This window comes from Helicobacter fennelliae (assembly GCF_900451005.1).
GTDB classification, from domain to species: domain Bacteria; phylum Campylobacterota; class Campylobacteria; order Campylobacterales; family Helicobacteraceae; genus Helicobacter_B; species Helicobacter_B fennelliae.
Window position 1 is genome coordinate 545129 of record NZ_UGIB01000001.1, and the last position, 21881, is coordinate 567009.

The window sequence follows — 21881 nt, forward strand, 5'->3', positions numbered from 1 at the left end:
AAAGTATGTTATTTATACTACACAAACCACAACAAACAACCAGAATCTAAAAAGAGGAAAATATGCTTACAAAAGAGCAACTTTTTTTATCTGCTTGCATAGACGAAGCGTGGAGTTTTCAAGGACTTACCCTTCCAAATCCTGCAGTTGGAGCTATGATTATTGACAAAAACTTCAATATCCTAAGTATCAAAGCACATCAAAAAGCAGGTGATGCTCATGCTGAAGTTTTGGCATTACTCGAAGCATATGAAGCCCTCACACAGCAAAAAACCAACCTCACAGATCCAGCACAAATCCATGAGTTTCTCTCCACACATCACAATGGACTTTTTTATGATAAAACAATCTTTGTAACCCTTGAACCTTGCAATCATTATGGTAAAACCCCACCTTGCGCCAAACTTTTATCCACGCTCAAACCAAAGCAAGTTGTAATTGGCGCACAAGATATTTGGGGACAATCCGCCGGTGGCAGTGCGAGGCTCAAAGAAGCTAAAATCTCGACATTATTTTTGGATTCTAAGGCTGATATAAAGCGCGCAACAGATCTGCTCTATCCATTTATGTGCCTCAAAAACTCTCATCATTTTAATCTTTTTAAGCTCGCTATGCGCATAAATGGCGATTATAAAAGCGGTATTATCTCTTGTGAGGCATCAAGGATTTTTACTCACAATCAACGCACCATAGCCACTTCGCTTATCATCTCTGGAAACACCATTCGCCATGATAGCCCAACGCTTGATTGTCGGTTTGCCACCTATGCAAAGCACAATCCAAATATCCAAATCCTAACCAAAGATTCTAGCTTGCAGAATCTAAATGCCCTGCGCAACGCCCCGCTATTTGCTATCCCTAATCGAGAAGTCTTAATCGCACACTCTCCAAATGACCTCATCTTAGATTCTGGTTACAATATCATTGAAGGCGGGTTTGGGCTATTTGCTAGCCTATCACATCACATAGATGCTTTGCTTATACACATCTCGCCGACACTAGCACATACACAGATATTACACAGCGCGCTAGAATCTATACATTCTTACAAGCTAGAGTTTGAAATCCTCCATACAACCCAATGCGACAAGGACACTCTCTTATGGCTCAAACCAATCAGATCCTAAGAATCTATCAGCTCACAAATGGCTATGCCTACAATAGCGATAGCTTTTTTTTGGTGGATTTTGCAAAGCAATGGCTCAAAGCAAAGCACACGATTTTAGATCTAGGAAGTGGAAGTGGCGTTGTGGGGCTATTGTGTGCGAGGCATTTTGGAAGTGCAGTAAGCCTGCTTGACATAAACCCGCTTAATGCCTTTCTCTCAAACCTCAACGCCCAAACAAACCATATCCAAGCACAGATTTTTCATCAAGACTTTCTCACTTCGCATGCTACTTTATCTGCCATACCTACTCCTAAAGCCTTACAAAATGCCCAATCAACGCACGCCACGCAAATCACACAAAATCCACAAACATTGCAGAATCCACTCATTACAAATACATCAAATCCATTTAGCACATATCCATTTGACGCATTTCTCACACTTCATAAATCACACAAATTTGACTTCATCATCTCAAATCCGCCATTTTATCGCACAGAATCCGTCCAATCCCAAAACCACCTCCTCGCCCAATCCAAAAACGCAAACTCAATGCCACCAGAGAAGTGGATTCCGCGCACAAAGCGATTTTTGAAGCCCCGTGGTGGTATTATTTTTTGCTACCGCCCTCACGACCTAGAATCTATCTTAAGCCTATTGCAAGAGCATAAATTTAACTGCGAAACGATACGCGTAGTCTATCCTTTGCTATCGCGAGAGGCGAGTTTGGTGCTACTTTTTGCGCGGCTAGATTCTAGGACGCCATTGCGTATCCTTCCGCCACTCATCACGCATAATTCTAGCATTCAGACAGACTTTAGCGATGAAGTGAAATTCATCTATGCGACATACCGCACACATAGCATTAAAGTGCATTCGGAGGATATTGTTTTGCCAGAAGCATTAGACATATTTTAGGTTATTTGGGTTTATTATTTAGATTTTATAGAAGACTTTAAAAAAATAATTTATCTTAGAATAAGTCTTAAATTGGAAATTAGAAATTTATATAGGCATATAATACACACTTAATTTTTGAGTATAAATTCCTCATAGCTATTCATAGGCATAATATCTATATTGTAAATTCCTTGCTTTTCTTTATTGATAATCACAGAATCAAAGCCTAAATTTTCAAGCTTTTCTAAGGTTGCTAATTCTCCAGCTTTGAGTTTTAAAATTTTTCTTAAAAGCCAATTTGCAAGAGCCTTGTTTGGATTACTCATCAAAGCTTTTGAATTATCTTGACAAAGTTTTGCTTGCAATTCTTCTTTTATATGATAAAAAGAATTTTCTATCCCATATAAATCTTTTGCAAGCTGTATTCGCTCGTTTCTAAGTCTTGCAAGTTCTAAACTTAAATCTCTTTTTGTCTGTAAGTGCTTTCAATGATTTGGATTTTTTATTAAATTCTGCAACTTTTTCTATCTTTGAAGTTTTTTCACAAATAAAAGTTTTTAATCCTATGCCTATTTTCTCAATTTTTGCATCAAAAGCAGTATCAGAACGACTTAAGTTTTCAGCCCCAAAACAAGAACAAAAGAGATTTTCCATAATTCTATAATGCAAAAATGGAACTTGATTTTCACTAAAAAGCTTCGAAAGACTAGCGATGATTTTGATAGTTTCTGCATAGTTTGATTTATTTGTCTCATCTCGTTTAAAAAAATCAATCATTATAACACCTTAAGAATTTCATTTGCTATTTTTTTTACAAGTGGGTAAGTAATACTATTACCAGCTTGCATATAAAGCTTTGAATTTGCAATATTTGGGAGTTTAAAGGATTTTGGATAACCTTGAAAATTAAAGCATTCTCTAGGAGTAAGCTTTCTAATGCCAAAATCATCTTTTATTATAGGCACATTGTGCCCTGCTATACTAAAAGCTTGACAAGGAAAGCCAGCACATAAAATATCAAAATGTTGCGGGATATTGTCTTGCATTTCTTTTAAGGTGATGTCTCCAAAAAGTAGAGTTTTGGGGAAGTTTAAATGATAGGTTTTTTGCGCGCTAGAATCTATCTCACTTGCAAAAAGACAATGAGCGGAGCTATTTGCCTTAGTAAAAGCAAGATGAAAACCTCCAACACCTGCAAACAAATCGATAAAAGTTAAGTTTTTCATATCACCATATCTTTTCATTATGTATGCAACTTGTGTGTCTCATGCTCTATCCTTATTTTGTATCTTGCCCAATCAAGCTATGTTGCTATAAGCACGAAGTGCAGATTTTATCTAAAAATACCTTAAAGCTTAGGAATGATTTTGAGAAAATCTAATTCATCCAAGTTTTACCTGCTATCTAATGCAAGAATCTGTTTATTAAGTCCCATAATTCTAAAGCAGTGTTAAATTCATTTTCTTTTAAACTTTTAGATTCTGCGCCCCATTTGGCGTGCAAGTAGGGGATCTTTGCTCTTTGTGCTGCGCCCCTGTCTTTGTTGCCATTGCCCACAAAAATGCTTCTCTCAAATGGCGCATTTTGCAAAATTAGCTCTATCATCATAGGGCTTGGCTTAGATTCTCTGCCGATTTTTGAGCCCAAAACCGCACTAAAATAGCCCAAAATATTAAGCCGCGCCAAAATCGGCTCTAAGCTCTCCTCAGGCGCATTGCTCGCAATCGCTAGATAACAATTTTGTGCCTTGCATTTTTGCAGCACGCAATCTACCCCCTCAAAAAGCTTCGCTTCCTTATAGGCTGCTTCAAAATACGCCTCAAAGCCCACTTTGTAGCTTGGTGCGATAGAATCTAGCTCGTAAAAAATCTGCGCGCAGTTTAGCCCCGGCGTATGCGTGGATTCTTTAATAAAGCTATGCGTAAGCGGGACTAAGCCTCTATCTTTGCGTATCGCATTTACTGCCTTGCAAATGCACTCCTCACTATCAATGAGTGTGCCATCCATATCAAAGATGATATTGAGCATAGAAACCTCCTTGCATATCACCTTTGCCTACCGCTTCTTGCCTCTGCCTCATCATAACTCATTTTTTCTACTTGTGATTTGTGAATATAGCCTATGAGCGCAGATTCTGTCTTATTTATATTTGGCGGAAAATACAGCACTTTGTGCCATTCATTTTTATTATTTCCAACGTAGGGCAAAACTTGATCATAATATTCCCAAATTGTATCTTGATCGACTTGACTAATATAATATCTCCAAACTTTATGCTTATCGATAAGTCCAATAAGAAGTATATTGTCTTTTTGGCTTGTTGGAATCTGTGTTAGGATTTTACCATTTGGGCTTTGACGCAAATTCACAAATTTATCCTTATCTTCAAGAATAAGCCCGTAGCCAAAAAGCATGTCGACTTGTTGATATGCTTTTTTATCAACTATCTTTTCACTTATTTTTCGAATCTGTAAATTTTTCACATTAATCTTGCTTGTCGTAAAATCGCATAATGCTTGACCTAGTGCTAATGCAATCTTTGCTCTATGTGGCTTTGTAATGCCCTCTTCATCATAATGCGAAGAAGCAATATCTTCCTCTCTATTTTCCACCTCAAAGCTTACTTGGAATCTTACTTCTCCAGCCACGCCATCTAAAAACCACTTTGGAAGTTGGGATTGCATCTGCTCTGCTATTTGCTTAGAATTCACACTTAAACGAAAAGTTTTTAGAAAGTCAAATCCTTTAGAATCTGATTCAATATATAAACGTGATTGCATATCACTTTGATCGCATTCGTCAAATTGCGCGAGATTCTCAAAAACTACCTCACCTTTTAGCTTTAGTGGTTTTTTTAATGTATAGTAAGCATAGAGTTCACCTGTCCCATCATGCTCGATTTGACACATTCCATCGCTAAACTTCCAATCACAGCCTCGCAAAATTGCAAAATATTCATTGAATGTATTTTCTTGAAATGTATTTTCTATTACTTGGCTAATCATAGCACCTGAAGCACCTTCCTCTTTAAATTCTATAGTTGAGCTAAATACAAAATACATTAAGAATTATTGCTAAAAATAACTCTTTCATTTTTGTCCCTTTTTAGAATCTACAAATTAAAATCCACAAATAAAAACCTGCATTGTAGCACAAAATACATAAAACCGCATAACCAAAAACCTTATTTGCGCAATATCCACAAATATTCTTTGATGAATTTATCGCCTTTGTTGTGATTGCTTTTGAATCTGGGATATTTTATCTCTTCAAAATGCAGCTTGGCATCTTGCTTTAAAAGGGATTGTTTTAAAAGCTTTTCAATCTCTTCTTTTTGTAATAAACCTTCGCTATTGTAGCTTAGGACTAAATATTTATAATTTTTCAATTCAAGAATCTTTGTAAGTGCATTTAAGGCAGTTTTTGCGTTACAAAATTGCGATTTTTGTTGCTGCCATTCTCTTAAACCTGCAATGCCTTTAATGTTTGGATTATCATATCTTGCGATAGTTTCTATGAGGTGATAATTGGGCGCGTATTGTCGTGCATTATATGGTGGGTCAAGGTAAAGTATGTCAAAAGTTTTATATTTTAAACTTTCTAAAATGTCTACACTATCGCCACAATAACAAAAACATTCTTGCGCACTTTGCAATAAATTTAACTCTTTGAGCGCAAAAGTTTTCAAAGCCCTTTTGTCCCACGTCTTACAAAATGCGGCATACACCCCAGCCACATTGGCATAAAATGAAACAGATTCTATGAGTGTGGCTAAGAGGATAAAATATTCATCCTCATTGATTGCCCCTTCTTTTTTCCACACTTCAATTTGTAAGCGAATGGCATCAATTTGCATCGCATTTTCATCACTAAAATACATTCTAGGGTTAGCTAAATCCAGCGTCCCACTTGGTGCATAGTTTTGATAAATAAAGCCCTGTTTTGGTTGTATATCATTCAAAAAAGCAAGCAGTTTTTGGTAATTACTAGCGAATAAATCGCGGGTATTTTGACTTTGTGATGATATATCCAAGCCCTTAAAGCATGGCAAAGCATTATTTTGTAAATACGCCCTTTGCAAACAATAAGAAAAATACAGCAAATCGCAACTATACACACTAAAGCCCTTTGCCTTAAAAAATCTCCCCACACTAGAGCTGCCAGCGAACATATCAAAAAATCTTTTTGAATCTTGTATGATATTGTGCTTTTCTAAAATCGTATAAATTTGGGGGATAAGATTTTCTTTATTGCCTATAAAACGCATCTTCTGCCTTATAGTTTGTGATTAAAACCTCACAAGTTTTGCTTTTGTCTTTATGCTTTGCTTGGTAATTGGCATTCGTATAATCCATGGAAAGAAAATAGAGATTGAATCCACATTTTTCTGCCCATTGTGTTAAAACTGTATTTTCTCTGTCTTTATGGCTCGAGACATTAGAAAGGGCAAATTTTATGCCTTTATCATGAAGCTCTTTTAAAGCACAAAGCAGCTTGCTTTCTAGTTTTTCATTCCAGCCGCTAAAGCCCCTTTTGCCGTCATTATACGTGCCTTGTGCGATAAGATAGGGCGGGTCAGCATACACAAAGCTTTGTGTATTTAAGGGGATATTTTTTAAGGCTTCTGTGAAATCCAGCTTGAAAAACTGCATATTTTTATGTTGCAATGCCTGTGTGAAAGCGATTAAATTTTGCCTCATCTTCGCGTTAAAACTTGAGCGATTCTTGCCAAAAGGCGTGTTAAATTTATGCGCACTATTAAAGCGGATTTGATGATTGAAGCCAAAGGCAATGAGGACAAATAAATTCAAAGGCGATTTTGTCTCATTATAATCAGCCCTTAAGGCATTATAGCCCTGTGCATTTTCTTTATTTAAAGCATATTTGGTGATGATTTGTTCTATATATTGCAAGGTTGTATCAATAGAATGCCCTTGCAAAAAAATATAAAGCTCTATAAGGTAGCTTAAATTGTCATTGCAATAGAACTTTTGCGCCTTGTAATTTATCGCCACATCCAGCCCACCACAAAATAAATCCACAAAGGTGTGTATATTTTTAGGGAAGAGTGGCAGAATCTGTGGTAATAATTTATACTTGCCACCTATGTAATTAAGCGGAGATTTTATATAATTTTTGTTTGATGTATAGGGTTTTGTCATGCTTGTTTCCAAAAGTCAAGTAAATTTTTTATTGCATAAACAAAAAGCTTTGGGGCTTGTATGCCAAGTATCATTTTACCTTTGCTGTTCAGCAAAAAACCTATTTCAACTTCTATGACTTTTTCTTCATTTGAACCAAACAAAACCACAGTGCGGATAATTTTATATTTTTCATAATGTTTTGCAATGTAAGTCTTTTCTATAAAATCATAATTTTTTAATTCGTCTATGCCTTGATTTTTGTTTTCATATTTTTTGCCCTCTGTGTTAATGATTTCTAGGTTGTCAATGTCTAGCAAAATCAAGTCTGGGATAAAAAGCCTAGCATTTTTATTGCCTTGTTTATACAAATCTTTATCCTCATATTTTTGCAAAGCAATAGGCTTGCCTTCACTGGTAATAAAATATCCCTTTTCACAACCCGCGTGATTTTCAAAAATAGCTGATGCACCCGTAAAATTTTCTGCCACAAGATGAATAAAAATCGTTGCTAATTTTTCGCCCTTTTGTTCATAATGCCAATATTCTTTGTTCATGTCAATCTTAGGAATACTTAGCCCCTCTAATGTTAAATGTAAAAGATTTGCAAGAATCAAAAATTTATTCTTTTGTTTTATATGTTGTTGCAAAAGTCCGTGAGCAATGATTTCTATTTTACCACTAAAACCAAGCTTCCTTAAAGCCGCTGCTATACCACTTATTGCCCCTATATTTGGGTCATGAGCTAAGGCATTGTTTTTGATTAGTCTTGCTGAAATTTGGATTTTATTGTTTGGTGTATATATGCTAATATCATCTTCTGCAAGCGGACATTCTCTGACATCAAAACTAGAATCAACAAGTTTTATTTCAATAGGTACATTGCCTTTTGGGGCTTTTCGCATATTCGCTTTAAACTTAATAAGCTCAGCTATATTTTCAAATGGTTTTAAGGTGTAACAATCAAATTCTTTTCCTGCTAGCCCTACTCCTAAGGTGCGTAAAAGTTTTGTCCCAAAAATAGAAGTTTGCGTTGGCTTTGCTTTTTGTGTGATAGAAAGATTATAAAGCATGATTTTTTTAGTGTTTGGGTAGAAATAGCTAAGATAGACAAATTTTGAAATCCTTTGATAAACACCAGTATTTCTGCTTTCACTATCATCTGTTTTTGTTTCTTCTATGGCATAAAGTGGGTTATCACTTGCTTTTGGTTCTAGCTCTTGAAAAAATACCAAATAATCCACAAAGCTAGAATTCCCGCTAATAATTTTAAGATAAATCTTATTAAATTGTTTGCATTCAACGCCCGCTACTTCATAGCAAAAAGTAAATTTTTCATTTTCTATGATGGGTAAAATTTTAAGATTATCAATAAAAGCACAAAATTTTTTATCTTGTAAAAATCTTTTGATGATGAAATTTAAAACTTTATAAACTCTTATCATAATTTCTTTTGTAATAGTTAAATTATAACTTAACCTATCTTAAAATATTCTATCAATATAATAGTAAAGATTTAATCTACAAAATCTCACATTCTCGCTAGCTTCAATACCAATGCATAGGGCAAAATGCGCGCTAAGATTCTATAAATTTTATAAAACACACTTGGCGTGTAAATGCGCTTATTTTTGAGTGCGGCTTTTAGCGTGCCAAGCGCGACTTTTTTGGGGTCTAGCTTTAAGAGTTTACGAGCATTTGGGCGCGCTTGCCCCAAGTTGGCAAACATTTCAGTTTGCATAAGCCCTGGGCAAAGCGCAGTTACGCTGATATTTTGCGCCCTTAGCTCCTCGCCTAGTCCCAAACTAAACGCGCTCAAATATGCCTTACTCGCGCTATATACGAGTAGATTCACATTTGGCGCAAAGGAGCTCACAGACGAGACTTCGACTATCTTGCTAGCGCTTTGCATAAAAGGCAGGCAGATTTTAGTAAGCGCGGTCGCAGCGGTGATATTTAGCGCGATAATCTCAAGTGCGCTTGCCAAGGAGATGTCGCTAAAGCTCCCATAGTGCGATACTCCAGCGTTGCTAATAAGCAGGCTAATGCGCGGGCTTTCATCTTTTAAAATCCTCTCTAACTCCGTGAAGCTTGCCATATCCGCCAAATCAAGTGCTAAGATTTTAAAACTCTTTTGTGGGAATCTGCGCGCTAGAGCTTCTAGCCTCTCACGCCTGCGGGCGATGAGCCAGATTTCATTTATTTGGGAAAATGGGGTTTGAAAAAATGGATTTTTTGCGCTGCATTTTGTGGCGTGCGCATTGTGATTTGTGTTATGATTTGCGCTGTGAGCGGATTTTTGGACGCAAGATTCCAAATCAGAATCTAATTTGGAATCCAATGTAGAATCTAAATAAAAATCTGCATGAGATTCCACATTGCAAGCCTGATTAGATTCTAGCGCAGAATCTAGCCTAGATTCCGCCCCACACTCGCTTAATTCCACTAAAGCTTCCACAAAGCATTCTCCAAGTCCCGAGCTTGCTCCGCTGATTATGGCAATATTTTTCATTGTGGCTCCTTCCTTGTATAGAATCTAGATTCTAGCACTTTTTGGGTGGATTTTATAGGTTTGGCTATAATGCACGCTCATTTACACAAAAAGGCGCACTATGCAAAAGCAAGAACTTTATAATACAATCTGAAAAGTGGCAACTGACCTTCGCGGAAGCGTCGATAGCTTGGACTTTAAGTCGTATGTCTTAGGATTTTTATTTTATCGCTTTATTAGCGAAAATCTCTGCGATTTTATAGCATTCTAAAATGGTTTTGATTTGATTTGTCGCGGTTACGCTTCTGTCAAGTTCATTTTTCTTATATTCCTTATCCTCATCAAAGCTTTGATAGAAAGTCTTTCGCGTTTGGCGGTTGTGCACAGGGAGGCTAAAGTCGCTTTCTATACGCCCTCCTTGCTCGCTTATCTTGGTTTTTATACGAAAAATATCAAAGCCTACATTGACGCCATCCATTATGGACTTTTCAAGGTTGTATTCACTCACCACATTTTGCCCAAAAAAGCCTAAGGTATGCTTTGAAGGCGTGGCAGTTAGCCCTATGATAAAAGCATCAAAATACTCAAGCACTTGCCTCCACTCGCCATAAATGCTTCTGTGGCACTCATCAACGATGATAAAATCAAAAAAACTATACCAAAAGTCGGATTGTATTCAAGCTCTTGCGTAAAAGTCTTACCCACCTCACTTTTATCATTCATCACAAACTCACGCACCGCTACGGCTGAAATGCTCACACTTGGCGCAATGGCTAAGCGGTTAAAATCCACTCTATCTTGCACCACAAAGCCAGCTTGCTCTAAAAGCGTGTTATCCTCTATCTTGCGTTTGATTCTAAGCTTATCGCAAACTTCAAAATTTAAAAATAAGCCCACATTATACCTCAAAATTTTGCTTAAAGCCCTTGACAAACACTAGGTGTGAGGCGGTATAATACGCGTTTAGATTTTGAAAAATGTAGAATCTAAAACCACACAATCTCATAAAGAAATTTAAAAATATAATGCGAGCGGATTTGAGAGATATAGATTTAAGTAGATCTCAATAGATTCTAAGTGGATTCTATGAATTCTTAAATCCGCACAAACGCGTAAATAAGGAGAATCTATGGCTTACACAATTATTGAGGTTGAGCGCAGGCTAGGTATCCCTTCGCGCACATTGCGCTTTTGGGCGAGCAAGGGGATATTTGACAATCTCGAGCGCGACAAAAATGGTGTGCTTTACTTTAGCGAATCAGGGCTAGAGCAGGTGATTTGGGTGGATTGCTTGCGTAAGGGCGGTATGAGTATAGAGCGGGTGCGTGAATACATTAATCTCATCGCAGAAGGAGCAGATAAGCACAATCTCAAAAAACGTCAAACAATGCTACGCGATCAGTTGGTGCTTCTGCGCGAGGAGCTTAAACGTTTGGCACTTGTGGAGGATATGCTTGAGGGTAAGCTGGAGTTTTATGAAGAATATATAAAACTTGGCAAAAAACCTAAAAATTTCAAGTGTAAGGGGTTTTGCGAAGTGCAAAAGCGTCTCAAAAAAGCACTCAATGTGCGCTAGAAATAAAATCTACAAATAAGGGACGCAAAAGATGAAAATTTTTATAGGCTTGCCCACTTGGCTTGGCGATAGCGTCATGGCAAGTGCTGCTTTGCACATGATTTTTGAGCATTTTTTAGCGCTTGATGAAAAGCTTAATAAAAAAAGTGAATTTGTGCTTTATGGCTCATTTGTCAGCACCGAGCTTTTTAAAGAAGCCAAAAATGTGCGCGTGTATGTGGAGGAGAAAAAGCATAGATTTACAAACTTTTATAAGCTCTCAAAAGCCTTAGGGTGCTTTGATTACGCCTTTTCTTTCCGCTCAGCATTTTCGGCAAAACTTATGCTTTTTATGCTTAAGTCTAAACATAAATTCTGCTTTGATAAGGCTAAAAATAGAGATTTACATCAAGTGTTAAAATACCTCTATTTTGTAGAAAATGCACTTAAAGTGCAGGCAAAAAATAGCGATCTTTTTTTGCCGATAAAAGCATTTGAAAATCTAGGCCAAGAGGCGCAAAATAAGCTTTTTGAGAAATTTAATATCACAAAAGGTAAAAAGCTCTTAGGTATTAATGCTGGCGCAAAATATGGCTCTGCGAAACGATGGAGCGAGGAATATTTTGCCAAAGTCGCGCAGGATTTTAGCGCGACACATCAGATTCTTATTTTTGGCGTGGCAAGTGAGGGTGAGATTTGCGCAAAAATAGCGCATATTCTTGCGCAAAATGGAATTAGCGCGCTCAATCTTTGTGCCAAAACGAGCATTAAGGAGCTTTGCGAGCTTATCTCAGCACTTGATATTTTTATCAGCAACGACAGCGGCGCTATGCACATAGCTGCAGCGTATGCGACCCCGACTATTGCGGTTTTTGGTCCTACGAAATTCACCCAAACTTCTCCTTGGCATAATAAAAACGCGCGGCTTGTGTATTTAAATCTGCCCTGCCAGCCCTGTATGCAGCGCACCTGCCCATTAAAGCATCATAAATGCATGCAAGACTTGCGCCCAGAGCTTGTAATACAAGAAACCCGCGCATTGCTTGCAAATACTAAGATTTTTTAAAATTTTTGCATTTCCCCCTTGACAAACATCAAGTGTAAGGCTTTATAATGCGACTTTTATTTCAAACTAAAAGGAACATTTATGGAATCCATAAACACACAAAACACAGCAAAGCCCGCAGCAGCGGCAAAAAATGCAGCAAATCTGCCAAATAGTAACCCAAAAACCCCGCAAGATGCAGATTCTAAACGTCGAGAGTTTTTAAAAGCCAGCGCGCAAATGGGTGCATTAAGTCTAGGTGCGCTAAGTCTCTCACTTTTGGGCTCAAGCACACTTAGCGCAAAAGAGCCAGCGCACAATATCGCAAAAACGCCACAAACCTAAGCCAAAGCGACATAGAATCCATAAACGTCGTGCTCAAAAGTGGCGCGCCCATCCCAGCGCGTGGCTACGCAACAGAAAGCAGCAAATGGCATTTTAGCCCCTTTCGCTTCACGCGCCACGCTTTAGGAGAGCGCGACATTTTGATAGAAATTCTCTACGCTGGCATCTGCCATAGCGATTTGCACGCAGCAAGCGGGGATCATCACGCACCAACTTTCCCCATTGTCCCAGGGCATGAGATAGCTGGGCGCGTCATTGCCGTGGGTGCAAAAGTGCGCAAGTTTAAAGTCGGTGATTTTGCGGGCATTGGCTGCATGGTGAATTCTTGCGGAGAATGCGAGGCGTGCAAAAGGAGCGAGGAGCAGTTTTGCCAAAACGCCAAAACCGTCTTTACTTATAATAGCAAAGATGTCTTCCACGGCGACATAAACACCTATGGCGGCTATTCAAACAATTATGTTCTCAGCGAAGATTTTGCGCTAAAAGTGCCCAAAAATGCCGACATCGCCAAAGTCGCCCTGCTTTTGTGCGCTGGCATCACCACTTACAGCCCGATAATGTATAGCAAGGTAAAAAGAGGGCAAAAAGTCGCCGTAGCGGGCGTGGGCGGGCTAGGGCACATGGCGTTAAAATACATGGTAGCCCTTGGCGCAGAAGTTACTTGCTTTGACATAGTCGATAAAAAAGTTCTGTGCTAAAGCTCGGCGCAAAGGAGTTTATAGACGCCAAAGACAGCGCAAAAATGGCAAGCATTAAAGACAGATTTGACTTCATCATCAGCACCATTCCCTACCATTACGATATAAATATGTATCAAAAAATGCTTAAAATGCACGGCGAAATGGCAATAGTGGGCTTGCCCGCAAATAAGGACAATCCAAGCTTTAATGCCAATGCCTTTATTTGGAATTTTAGGCGCAAGATTTACAGCTCGCTTATTGGCGGGATAAAAGAAACGCAAGAAATGCTAGATTTTAGCGTGAAAAATAATATCTATCCAGAAGTGGAGATGATGGCCATAGACGCGCTAGATTCTGCTTATCAAAAGGTGGCAAGAGGTGAGGCGAAATTTCGCTATGTCATTGATATGAAAACCTTAAAATCTAAAATTTTAATTAAGGATTGTCTTTTGCGCGCTTTTGCAGGAGTTTGCAAAAATGAGGACTGCGGCAGGTTTCTTACCTAGCCTTGCCTTATTTTTCCTGCACAACCTGCAAAATCATCGCAAAAATACTTCGCCTTAATAGTGACTTAAGTCGTCATTGCGAGCGCGTCAGCGCGTGGCAATCCACAAGCAAATTTTTCAAAAGTTTTACATTAGCCCCTTGACAAACACTAGGTGTAAGGCTTTATAATACGCTTTTTATGTCAAGATTTTTCACAACAAAGGAGGGCAAGCATGCCACACAAAGCACAAAAACGCAGGGAGTTTTCAAGACTTCGGCGAAAATCGCAAGCTTTAGCCTGCTAGCAAGCCCGCTCATTCTAGCAGAAGCCAGCGCACAAGATTCTAAATGCGCTTCACACGCAGCCAACACCAAAGGAGCAAGCATGCCACAAAACAGCCCAAATAGCTTATTTGACACGCAAGATTTTCACGCACTCACCCAAAGCGACCCTGAATTCATCGCCAATATGCGCTATTTTGTAGAATCTGAAGTAGCGCAAGCTAGCAGCCACATTGATTCACCCACAAGGGCAAAGATAAGCCTAGCAGCCACACTTGGCGCGCAAAGCACAAGCCTTTTTAGCGCGCTTTTAGATTCCATGCTTATTGCAGAATCTAGCCAAAAAGACGCACAAAATACGCCACACATCACCCCCATAGAAACAAAAGAGATAATCTACCAAGCCACGCACTACATCGGGCTAGTAAAAAGCCTAGAGTTTCTTAAGCTTTGCAATGCGATTTTTAAAGCAAAAGGCATAAAGCTACCCTTAGAATCGCAGGGCAAAATCACGCGATAAGAGAGGCAAGAAAAAGGATTGGAATCTCAACGCGCGATTTTTGGCGAAGCCATAGACAAGGGCAATGCCACCGTGCCAAAAGATGTGCAGCATATCCGCAGATTTTTAAGCGCAAATTGCTTTGGGGATTATTACACGCGAGGCGGGCTTGATTTGGAAATGCGCGAGTTGCTTACGCTTGTCTTTTTAGTCTCGCTTGGCGGGGCAGATTCTCAAGTCAAGTCGCACATTCAGGGTAATCTTAATATGGGCAAAACGCGCGCATTTTTGATAGAGACATTCAGCGCGATTTTGCCATTCATCGGCTACCCTAGGACGCTAAACGCGTTGAGTGCGCTAGATTCTCTAACTCTAAATAAGGAAGCAAATTGAAAACTTTAGTCGCATTTTTTAGCGCAAGTGGCATCACAAAAGAAGTGGCACAAACTTTGGCGGGTGTAGCAGGCGCAAAGCTGTATGAAATAGTGCCAAAAGAGCCATTACAGCAGGGCAGATTTGGACTGGACAAATGAGCAAAGCCGCACGAGTTTAGAATCTAAAGATAAATTCTCGCGCCCGCAGATTCTAAATATTGATGCGCTTAATATCGCGGAATTTGATGTGATATTTATAGGTTTTCCCATTTGGTGGTATTCCGCGCCGCACATCATTTTTAGTTTTTTAGAAAGCTTTGATTTTAGCAAAAAAACCATCATTCCTTTTGCACAAGTGGCGGGAGTGAATTAGGAAGCGCGCCAAGAGATATGCAAAAATGTGCGCCAAATGCGAGCTTTAAAGCAGGCAAAAAAATTAGCTTTGGGGCAAGCAAATCAGCCCTGCGCAAATGGCTAGCGGAGCTAGGGAATGTAAGGAAGCAAAAATGTAAGAAAAGAACACAAGAAGAGAATTTTTAGAAAAGAGTTTGAAATTTACAGGCGGTGTAAGTCTCTTGGGGCTTATGACACAGCAGAATCTAACAGCACAGAATCTAGCACCAAAAGAGTCAAACACAAAAGATTCGGCCACTTTGCCCCAAAGAAAACTAGGGAATCTAAGCGTGTCTGCTTTGGGGCTTGGCTGCATGGGTATGAGCCATGGGCACGGACCTGCACGCGACACAAAAGAGATGATAAAGTTAATCAGGCAAGCCTATGATTTGGGCGTGCGCTATTTTGACACAGCAGAGATTTACGGACTGCACACAAACGAGCTTTTGCTAGGCGAGGCGCTAAAGCCCTTACGCGATAAAGTCCTCATTGGCACAAAATTTGGGCTATATTATCCCTTTGGCAAGCAAATGCAAGATTCTAGTAAAAAGGCGATTTTAGGGCGATTGATGCGAGCCTTAAACGCTTGCAAAGCGATTATATCGATATTTACACCCAACACCGAGTGTATACCGACACGCCCATTGAAGAAGTCGCCGACACGATGAGAGAGCTTGTAAAAATGGGTAAAATCCGCCACTGGGGCTTAAGCGAGGCAGGGGCAAGGGCGATTGAGCGTGCGCATAAGGAGTTTGCCCTTACAGCCGTGCAAAGTCAGTATTCAATGAGCTTTAGGGAGCATGAAAATGACGGGGTGATACCCACTTGCAAGAGGCTTGACATAGGCTTTATAGCGTATTCGCCCTTAGATAGGGGCTTGCTTACTGGCGTTATGACGCCTGATTTTACATTCGTAAAGGGCGATATGCGGCTTTCTTTCCCGCGTTATACGCCTGAAGCGCTGAAGGCAAATCAAGCCATAGTTACATTTATAGAAAATATCGGCAAGCAAAAGGGTGCGACCATCGCTCAAACCGCGTTAGCGTGGATTCTTGCGCAAGGCGATTTCATCATGCCAATCCCAGAGACGACAAATCCCGCGCATTTGGTGGAGAATCTAAAAGCGGTAAATTTTCGCTTCAGCCAAGAGGAATTGCGCGCCGTTGATGAGGCATTACAAAAGATAGTCATCGTGGGTGAACGCTTTGCGCCGGGCTCTGATGCGGCAAAAAGCGTGGGTTTATAAGGAGTTTGAAATACAAAAATTTTGTTTGATTGCGCTAAGTTTTTTAAGCCTTATGGGCTTTGTAAAAGGAGAAAATATGCAGATTATTATGAATGTTAAAGGTGCGGAATTTGTGCTAGAGCTAGAGGACAACATCGCTACGCGCGATTTTTTAACGCTTTTACCGCTAAGTTTAGAATTTAGCGATTATGTGGGCAAAGAAAAGATTGCGCCAAAATTGCCAAAAAAGCTAAACACGGCAGGGCTAAATGGATATACACCCAGTGTTGGAGATTTCTTTTATTTTAGCCCGTTGGGCAATCTTGGAATCTTTTATGAAAAGCAACCCTTTCATAGCGGGCTAGTCAAACTCGGCAAGCTAGATTCTAAAGCCCTAGCGATAATCAAGGCACAAGATTCTAATTTTGTGATTGAGTTTAAACAAATAAATTAAAAAAGGAGCAAAAATGAATATTTTTGAAAAAGACTTAAGCGGGCAGCCTGTAAGCCCACAAGATGAGGGCTTTACGCAGATTCTAGAGATTATTGAAAATGCGCAAAAAATCACCGCACATTTAAATAACACACATCACAGCAAAGAGCAGGTGCGCGCCATTTTTAGCGAGCTTATCGGCAGGGAAGTGCATAGCAGTTGCTGGATTATGCCGCCTTTTTACACAGATTTTGGGCGCAATATTATTTTAGGCAAAAATGTCTTTATCAACCATTGCTGCACTTTTATGGACAGAGGCGGGATAACCATCGGTGATGGCGCATTCATCGGTCCCAAAGTCAGCCTTATTACGATAAATCACGACATAAATCCCCACAATCGCGAGACTACAATTTACAAATCCATAGTGTTAGAATCTCGCGTGTGGATTGGCGCAAATGCGGTGATTTTACCCGGTGTGAAAATTGGCGAAAACTCCATTATCGCCGCGGGTAGCGTGGCAACAAAAGATGTGCCAGCCAATGTAATAGTGGGCGGGAATCCAGCGAAGATTCTAAAACGTATACAGCCTTAAGGACTAAAGCGCGGGGGTTAGATAAAAATACTAAGACAAAAAGATAATATAAAAACGCGCAGATTCTCAAAAGTTTTATATTAATTTTAGCCCGATACCCTTGACAAACACTAGGTATAAGGCTTTATAATATAGCTTTTATTTTAAAAACAAAGCCCTAATAAAGTTAGCATTGCTAAGAGATCTGAGATGGCAGATTGTGTTAAACAATAATACAAAACGCTAAAAAACCTCACACACAAAAATCAGCTCTTTATGCTCTTTAAAATCAGTCTTTCCACTACTAAAAGCCTTAAAAGGAAATTCATAAAGAGTGGTTTTGCCTTTGCTTTGAAGTAGGCTTTTGATTTGCTCTAGGCCCATTCTTGTATTGCTTCTTGCATTGGCTGAATTTGTATTATTATAAGTGATAACTAAAAGCCTACTAAAACTTGAAAGGGTGGTTATTAAATCCTTAAAAGCCTCAAAGGCTTGAGCTTTACAATACGCACTTAAATTACTTGGCTTTGGCTTTAAGGCTACTCCGCTTAAAATGGGCTTATTATTAAGGCTTAAAGTTTCAAGCAAGTGATAAAAGCGTGAATACTGCCTTGAATTATAAGGCGGGTCTATAAAAACAAGGTCTAGCTTTTTAGCTTGCTTTTTAAAATCTAGAGCAAGTTTTTTAGCCAAAACATTGCTATCAGCTCTAAAAATTTCTATATTTTTATGCGTGATGATTGGCTGTATAAGCTTAAAGCTAAAGCTATCTTTTAGGCTTACATTTTTGCGGTAAGCATCATAATGTCCCACGGTGTTAGCAATTCTGTCGCTACTATATATAAGGCTTGCTAGAAGTATATAAAATTCTTTTTCATTAAGGACTTTAACACTTAAAAGCTTATCTAAATGCTCTCTAATATGCCCTATGACAAGGCTATCATTAAATGAAAAAAACTTACCTGCAAAATGCCTAGAATAATAATTTGCTTTTATATGTTGAGGCTTTAAATTTTGATAGCTTTGGGCTAAATCTTGTAATTTTTGCCAATCAAAGCTTTCTTTTGCAAAAAAAGCCTGATAAATAGCAAAATTTGAATGCAAAAAATCATTGATATAAAAATGCCTAAAACAAGGCTCATTCATCAAGGCTTCACTTACCACGCCTGTGCCAGCAAAGACATCAAAAAAACTTAGATTTTCTTTTGGGCTTGGCAAATGCGTGTTTATCACTTCTTTGATTTGAGTTAAAAGCTTAGTTTTAGCCCCTGTATAGCGACGGGAGGAGAGTTTGAAAGACTCATAAGGAGTTAATAAAAGATTTGACTTCGCTGTCATACCACTTACTCCCCCAATCATTCTTGCTTTGGAATAATTTTTGAAAAGATAAAACTAAGTCTTTGTAAGCTACATTTGATTCTAAAAGCAATATCAAATCCTGCGTGCTTAAAGGCAATATATTCATACCTCTAACAAATCCTGAAGTATCTTCAAAATAAGTATATATCCTAGCTCTAAAATCATTGAGCACATTTTTATCTAAATACGGAGCGATAAAAATACCAAAGGATTCTTTTTGAAAGCTTGCATCTAGGCTTAAAAGCATATTGCCTAAATGCCTTGAGATGCTTTCCATTTCCGCTCTTCTTTGATTTGTTTTCTCAGTTAAAGTCGCTTCTATCATTACATTATGAGTTTTATACGCAAATACAAAATCAGCCTCACCTCCTATGGTGTGACTTTTTGGTAAAAGTTTAGAATCAAGACTAAGCTTGGCATCTAAAATACGCTCCAATTTACACTCATCAAAATAATACCAAGCAAGAGCAATAACATATTCAAAAATAGTAGGAATGCTTGCTTCAGTCGTGGTAAGCTCGCTTATTGTTTCGTCATTTTTTCTATCGCTAAAAAGCCTTAAAAGCTCTATAACTCTTTCTTTTTGGAATTTAGAATCTATAAGAGCTTGGAGTTTTTGTTTATCAAGCTTTCTTTTATATTCTTTTAAATCCTCTGCTTTTGTGATATTATAGGCTTTAAAAAAGTCTAAGAATTCTTTATCATTAAAATATTCACTTAAAAGTCCTTGCGAAATTTCACTTGTAGCGATTTTTACCAAAAGTTCTTTATAACAAGAATGGGCTATAATCATCTTAAATATAGGCTCTAAGCTTATTTTATTATTAGAAAAATCAAATATACCTGTAAGATTTAAATATCTTCGGTTTAAGTCATAATAATCGCTTAAGTTAGCCAAAATTCTAGTATTGTATATAAGGGTATAAAATCTTATGCCAAAGTCTTTTAAATTTCCTTCGGTGATAAAAGTAGCAAGCTCTTTAAGCCTTTGTTCTTTTTTAGAGCTTTTAAAAAAAGACTTCAAATAAAGCTTTTTAAAATCCAAAAATTCTATTTTGCAAGAAGGAGAAAGCAAATTTTCTAAAAGCTTTAAGTCTTTACTATCTCTATATTTTAAAAAAACTTGCTCTAAGGTAGCAATAATGCTTTTTGCTGTTTTATCTCCTTTTGCAGTTCTAAAATACTCAATTTTCAAGCTTTTAGTTTCTAGATCACTAAGCAAAAGTTCTAAATTTTGCTCATCTATAAAATATGATAAGATTTTTTGCTCTTTTATAGCCTGTATAAATTCCTTAGTATTTGTAAAATTATTAACAAGAGGTAGAAATTTAAAAATTTCAAGGCTTAACTCCCCTTTAAATTCCTTAAAAACTTCTAAATATTTATACAATAAATCTTTAGACTTAGAAAAATTCAAAGTAGCTTTAAGAAAAAATAAAGAAATCAAGTCAATTTGCAAAAAGTCATTAGTGATTTTATAAGCCTCATTTTGCAGAAGTTTTAAAAGCTCATAACCGCTAGCTGTGATAAGTTTTTCTTTTCTTTTGATGAAATTATAATCTTCAAGTGGGGCTGATTTTACTCTTGCATCCTTAGTGCCAAGCTGGGCTGTTTTATTCTTATTTTCTAAAAGTTTATGCCTTTGCAAAAGTTCTAAATAGCGAAGTTGAAGCTCTGAATCATTGCTCCAAATATCTTTTTCATTAGCATTTGAAAAAAGTTCTTCAAATAAAATAAGCTGACTTTCAAAATTATAAAGTAAATTTTTAACTCTTAAGCTTGTATTGCCAAAATAATCATATCTAACTTCCATAATTCACCACCAAAACTTCCCTGCTTTCTAGCCTTTTGCTTTGATAATTGCAATTTTTATAGCTTTTGTTTAAAAAATGCACTTTAAAGCAAGGATTTTCTTTAAGCCAAGTTTGCAAAAGCTTGTGTTCTTTACCTTTGTGAGTAAGCACATTAGAAAGGGCAAATTTTATGTTTTTACTCTCTAAATTTTGCATAAATTCAAGCAAATCCTTTTCATCTTGTTCGCTCCAAGCCTTGTTTTCATTATAGCTTGCTAAGCATAAAAAATAAGGCGGGTCCATATAAATAAAAGCATTTTTATCTAAATTTTCTAGTTTAAAAGTTCTAAAATCCTCGTTTTTAAAGCTGATATTTTTTGATTTTAAAGCCTGAATAAAGCCTTGAAGTTTAGCCTGCATCTTAGCGTTAAAATCCCTCTTGCCACAAGGCAGGTTAAACTCACCTTTAGCATTAAAGCGGATTTGATTATTAAAAGAAAAGATGATTAAAACAAAAAGTTTGAGTATATCTTTATCTTCATTATAGGCTTTTCTTAGGTTTAAAAATCCTTGTTTATTGTAGCTTGATAAGCCCTTAGCACTATCACATTTATAAAATTCATAGCCAAATTTGGTGCTATTTGAAAGCTTAAATTCATTTATTAAGACATCAATTTTTTGTTTTATCATAGCAAATTCTTCTTTTTGAAAAAGCTTTAAAAGCTCCATTACAACCTTATTTTCATCATTTAAGATGATATTTTGTGCTTGTATATTTACCCCAACATTACCTCCCCCACAAAACAAATCCACAAAAGTGCTTATTTGCTTTGGAAAAAGCGGTAAAATTTGACTTAAAAGCGTAAATTTACCCCCTGTGTAATTTAGCGGACTTTGGATAATATTTTTCCTTGACTCTAAGGTGGGCTGGATGCGATTGTTGTGCCTTGTGTCTTGCATGGTATATTTAGAGCTCGTGAGATTCTTGGGCATTTCACAATGCCCACCAGAATCCACATAGCTTAATAGCAAATGCGCGACACCGGGCTTCTTTTGTCTCTGAGACTTTCTTTCTTGCCATCTCTCTACGTTGAGCCCGTCTCTGGCGTTATCTAGCCCCTTTGGCACTGTTTTTACTCCTTGTGATGCCCAGATTCCTCATTATTTGCCTGTGTTATTTACATCACATGATTCTAGT

The 21881-nt window shown here is 37.9% G+C and carries 24 protein-coding genes and 4 pseudogenes; 14 read left to right on the top strand and 14 right to left on the bottom strand.

Going from position 1 to position 21881, the window contains the following annotated elements; all coding sequences use genetic code 11:
• Positions 1 to 62 precede the first annotated feature (62 nt).
• Positions 63 to 1127, top strand: a complete 1065-nt coding sequence (gene ribD, locus DY109_RS02620; RefSeq protein WP_023947613.1) for a bifunctional diaminohydroxyphosphoribosylaminopyrimidine deaminase/5-amino-6-(5-phosphoribosylamino)uracil reductase RibD — start codon at positions 63 to 65, stop codon at positions 1125 to 1127.
• Complete coding sequence (locus DY109_RS02625) at positions 1103 to 2026, top strand: tRNA1(Val) (adenine(37)-N6)-methyltransferase (protein ID WP_023947612.1); 924 nt, start codon at positions 1103 to 1105, stop codon at positions 2024 to 2026. Before ribD ends, DY109_RS02625 begins: the two co-directional genes overlap by 25 nt.
• 110 nt (positions 2027 to 2136) lie before the next feature.
• Here DY109_RS02625 and DY109_RS11820 read toward each other — a convergent pair whose 3' ends face one another.
• The 9 genes from DY109_RS11820 to DY109_RS02665 form a co-directional block, all read right to left on the bottom strand.
• Positions 2137 to 2373, bottom strand: coding sequence for a hypothetical protein (locus DY109_RS11820; RefSeq protein WP_023947610.1), 237 nt, complete (start codon positions 2371 to 2373; stop codon positions 2137 to 2139).
• Positions 2374 to 2443: 70 nt separating this feature from the next.
• On the bottom strand, positions 2444 to 2785 hold the full coding sequence (locus DY109_RS11825; RefSeq protein WP_023947608.1) for a hypothetical protein: 342 nt from the start codon (positions 2783 to 2785) through the stop codon (positions 2444 to 2446).
• Complete coding sequence (locus DY109_RS02635) at positions 2785 to 3234, bottom strand: DNA cytosine methyltransferase (protein ID WP_023947606.1); 450 nt, start codon at positions 3232 to 3234, stop codon at positions 2785 to 2787. The genes DY109_RS11825 and DY109_RS02635 overlap by 1 nt, the downstream gene beginning before the upstream one ends.
• Positions 3235 to 3412: 178 nt before the next feature.
• Positions 3413 to 4036 carry an HAD family hydrolase gene (locus DY109_RS02640; protein ID WP_023947602.1) on the bottom strand — a complete coding sequence of 208 codons (624 nt, stop codon included), beginning with the start codon at positions 4034 to 4036 and terminating at the stop codon, positions 3413 to 3415.
• Between the two features lie 17 nt (positions 4037 to 4053).
• Positions 4054 to 5013: a hypothetical protein gene (locus DY109_RS02645; protein ID WP_147291158.1), complete on the bottom strand. Its 960-nt coding sequence runs from the start codon at positions 5011 to 5013 to the stop codon at positions 4054 to 4056.
• 179 nt (positions 5014 to 5192) lie between these two features.
• Positions 5193 to 6275, bottom strand: coding sequence for a DNA adenine methylase (locus DY109_RS02650; RefSeq protein WP_023947598.1), 1083 nt, complete (start codon positions 6273 to 6275; stop codon positions 5193 to 5195).
• Positions 6256 to 7170 carry a DNA adenine methylase gene (locus DY109_RS02655; protein ID WP_023947596.1) on the bottom strand — a complete coding sequence of 305 codons (915 nt, stop codon included), beginning with the start codon at positions 7168 to 7170 and terminating at the stop codon, positions 6256 to 6258. Before DY109_RS02655 ends, DY109_RS02650 begins: the two co-directional genes overlap by 20 nt.
• Complete coding sequence (locus DY109_RS02660; RefSeq protein WP_023947594.1) at positions 7167 to 8594, bottom strand: hypothetical protein; 1428 nt, start codon at positions 8592 to 8594, stop codon at positions 7167 to 7169. The genes DY109_RS02655 and DY109_RS02660 overlap by 4 nt, the downstream gene beginning before the upstream one ends.
• A gap of 86 nt (positions 8595 to 8680) precedes the next feature.
• Positions 8681 to 9661, bottom strand: coding sequence for an SDR family NAD(P)-dependent oxidoreductase (locus tag DY109_RS02665; RefSeq protein WP_023947592.1), 981 nt, complete (start codon positions 9659 to 9661; stop codon positions 8681 to 8683).
• 100 nt (positions 9662 to 9761) lie between these two features.
• Between DY109_RS02665 and DY109_RS11670 the strand changes: the two are divergent.
• A pseudogene (locus DY109_RS11670) lies at positions 9762 to 9902 on the top strand (type I restriction-modification system subunit M N-terminal domain-containing protein); the annotation flags it as partial.
• On the opposite strand, the gene DY109_RS02675 reads toward DY109_RS11670, so the two are convergent.
• Positions 9861 to 10316, bottom strand: a complete 456-nt coding sequence (locus DY109_RS02675) for a DEAD/DEAH box helicase family protein (protein ID WP_115737757.1) — start codon at positions 10314 to 10316, stop codon at positions 9861 to 9863. The pseudogene DY109_RS11670 and the gene DY109_RS02675 sit on opposite strands and share 42 nt — an antisense overlap.
• Complete coding sequence (locus DY109_RS02680; RefSeq protein WP_034549439.1) at positions 10202 to 10549, bottom strand: hypothetical protein; 348 nt, start codon at positions 10547 to 10549, stop codon at positions 10202 to 10204. The genes DY109_RS02675 and DY109_RS02680 overlap by 115 nt, the downstream gene beginning before the upstream one ends.
• Positions 10550 to 10769: 220 nt before the next feature.
• Here DY109_RS02680 and DY109_RS02685 point away from each other — a divergent pair, with 220 nt between their 5' ends.
• The 11 genes and pseudogenes from DY109_RS02685 to DY109_RS02730 all read left to right on the top strand — a co-directional run bounded on the left by DY109_RS02685 (position 10770) and on the right by DY109_RS02730 (position 17552).
• Positions 10770 to 11216 carry a MerR family transcriptional regulator gene (locus DY109_RS02685; RefSeq protein ID WP_023947585.1) on the top strand — a complete coding sequence of 149 codons (447 nt, stop codon included), beginning with the start codon at positions 10770 to 10772 and terminating at the stop codon, positions 11214 to 11216.
• 31 nt (positions 11217 to 11247) lie between these two features.
• A complete protein-coding gene (waaF, locus tag DY109_RS02690) occupies positions 11248 to 12261 on the top strand; it encodes a lipopolysaccharide heptosyltransferase II (protein ID WP_023947584.1) in 1014 nt (337 codons plus the stop codon).
• Positions 12262 to 12342: 81 nt separating this feature from the next.
• Complete coding sequence (locus DY109_RS02695) at positions 12343 to 12585, top strand: hypothetical protein (RefSeq protein ID WP_023947582.1); 243 nt, start codon at positions 12343 to 12345, stop codon at positions 12583 to 12585.
• A gap of 50 nt (positions 12586 to 12635) precedes the next feature.
• Positions 12636 to 13678, top strand: a pseudogene (locus DY109_RS02700) (NAD(P)-dependent alcohol dehydrogenase); the annotation flags it as partial.
• 272 nt (positions 13679 to 13950) lie between these two features.
• Entirely contained in the window at positions 13951 to 14553 is a 603-nt protein-coding gene (locus tag DY109_RS02705) for a hypothetical protein (protein ID WP_023947574.1), read from the top strand.
• An 18-nt stretch (positions 14554 to 14571) separates the two neighbouring features.
• A complete protein-coding gene (locus tag DY109_RS02710) occupies positions 14572 to 14925 on the top strand; it encodes a carboxymuconolactone decarboxylase family protein (protein WP_023947572.1) in 354 nt (117 codons plus the stop codon).
• On the top strand, positions 14922 to 15065 hold the full coding sequence (locus DY109_RS12310; RefSeq protein WP_023947570.1) for a flavodoxin: 144 nt from the start codon (positions 14922 to 14924) through the stop codon (positions 15063 to 15065). The genes DY109_RS02710 and DY109_RS12310 overlap by 4 nt, the downstream gene beginning before the upstream one ends.
• A pseudogene (locus DY109_RS12475) lies at positions 15049 to 15446 on the top strand (flavodoxin). Before DY109_RS12310 ends, DY109_RS12475 begins: the two are co-directional and overlap by 17 nt.
• 212 nt (positions 15447 to 15658) lie before the next feature.
• Positions 15659 to 16545: pseudogene (locus DY109_RS02720) on the top strand (aldo/keto reductase).
• Positions 16546 to 16621: 76 nt separating this feature from the next.
• Positions 16622 to 16978 (top strand): cyclophilin-like fold protein, encoded by a 357-nt coding sequence (locus tag DY109_RS02725; RefSeq protein ID WP_034549474.1) that lies wholly within the window; start codon positions 16622 to 16624, stop codon positions 16976 to 16978.
• Between the two features lie 13 nt (positions 16979 to 16991).
• Positions 16992 to 17552 (top strand): sugar O-acetyltransferase, encoded by a 561-nt coding sequence (locus tag DY109_RS02730; RefSeq protein ID WP_023947558.1) that lies wholly within the window; start codon positions 16992 to 16994, stop codon positions 17550 to 17552.
• Positions 17553 to 17774: 222 nt separating this feature from the next.
• Here the strand turns inward: DY109_RS02730 and DY109_RS02735 are convergent, their stop codons facing one another.
• The 3 genes from DY109_RS02735 to DY109_RS02745 are packed head-to-tail and all read right to left on the bottom strand — an operon-like array spanning position 17775 to position 21811.
• On the bottom strand, positions 17775 to 18869 hold the full coding sequence (locus tag DY109_RS02735) for a DNA adenine methylase (protein WP_023947556.1): 1095 nt from the start codon (positions 18867 to 18869) through the stop codon (positions 17775 to 17777).
• Positions 18832 to 20703, bottom strand: coding sequence for an AlwI family type II restriction endonuclease (locus tag DY109_RS02740; RefSeq protein ID WP_023947554.1), 1872 nt, complete (start codon positions 20701 to 20703; stop codon positions 18832 to 18834). The genes DY109_RS02735 and DY109_RS02740 overlap by 38 nt, the downstream gene beginning before the upstream one ends.
• Complete coding sequence (locus DY109_RS02745) at positions 20693 to 21811, bottom strand: DNA adenine methylase (protein WP_023947552.1); 1119 nt, start codon at positions 21809 to 21811, stop codon at positions 20693 to 20695. The genes DY109_RS02740 and DY109_RS02745 overlap by 11 nt, the downstream gene beginning before the upstream one ends.
• Positions 21812 to 21881: the final 70 nt, after the last annotated feature.

Bases quoted from the DNA above. Each gene is read 5' to 3' on its own strand.
- DY109_RS02695 (WP_023947582.1), top strand. From the start codon at position 12,343: ATGGAATCCATAAACACACAAAACACAGCAAAGCCCGCAGCAGCGGCA.
- DY109_RS02735 (WP_023947556.1), bottom strand. From the start codon at position 18,869: ATGACAGCGAAGTCAAATCTTTTATTAACTCCTTATGAGTCTTTCAAA.
- DY109_RS02645 (WP_147291158.1), bottom strand. From the start codon at position 5,013: ATGATTAGCCAAGTAATAGAAAATACATTTCAAGAAAATACATTCAAT.
- DY109_RS02665 (WP_023947592.1), bottom strand. From the start codon at position 9,661: ATGAAAAATATTGCCATAATCAGCGGAGCAAGCTCGGGACTTGGAGAA.
- DY109_RS02725 (WP_034549474.1), top strand. From the start codon at position 16,622: ATGCAGATTATTATGAATGTTAAAGGTGCGGAATTTGTGCTAGAGCTA.
- DY109_RS02730 (WP_023947558.1), top strand. From the start codon at position 16,992: ATGAATATTTTTGAAAAAGACTTAAGCGGGCAGCCTGTAAGCCCACAA.
- DY109_RS02705 (WP_023947574.1), top strand. From the start codon at position 13,951: ATGTCAAGATTTTTCACAACAAAGGAGGGCAAGCATGCCACACAAAGC.
- DY109_RS02740 (WP_023947554.1), bottom strand. From the start codon at position 20,703: ATGGAAGTTAGATATGATTATTTTGGCAATACAAGCTTAAGAGTTAAA.
- DY109_RS02635 (WP_023947606.1), bottom strand. From the start codon at position 3,234: ATGAAAAACTTAACTTTTATCGATTTGTTTGCAGGTGTTGGAGGTTTT.
- DY109_RS02640 (WP_023947602.1), bottom strand. From the start codon at position 4,036: ATGCTCAATATCATCTTTGATATGGATGGCACACTCATTGATAGTGAG.
- DY109_RS02660 (WP_023947594.1), bottom strand. From the start codon at position 8,594: ATGATAAGAGTTTATAAAGTTTTAAATTTCATCATCAAAAGATTTTTA.
- waaF (WP_023947584.1), top strand. From the start codon at position 11,248: ATGAAAATTTTTATAGGCTTGCCCACTTGGCTTGGCGATAGCGTCATG.
- DY109_RS11825 (WP_023947608.1), bottom strand. From the start codon at position 2,785: ATGATTGATTTTTTTAAACGAGATGAGACAAATAAATCAAACTATGCA.
- DY109_RS02650 (WP_023947598.1), bottom strand. From the start codon at position 6,275: ATGCGTTTTATAGGCAATAAAGAAAATCTTATCCCCCAAATTTATACG.
- DY109_RS02685 (WP_023947585.1), top strand. From the start codon at position 10,770: ATGGCTTACACAATTATTGAGGTTGAGCGCAGGCTAGGTATCCCTTCG.
- DY109_RS02625 (WP_023947612.1), top strand. From the start codon at position 1,103: ATGGCTCAAACCAATCAGATCCTAAGAATCTATCAGCTCACAAATGGC.
- ribD (WP_023947613.1), top strand. From the start codon at position 63: ATGCTTACAAAAGAGCAACTTTTTTTATCTGCTTGCATAGACGAAGCG.
- DY109_RS02655 (WP_023947596.1), bottom strand. From the start codon at position 7,170: ATGACAAAACCCTATACATCAAACAAAAATTATATAAAATCTCCGCTT.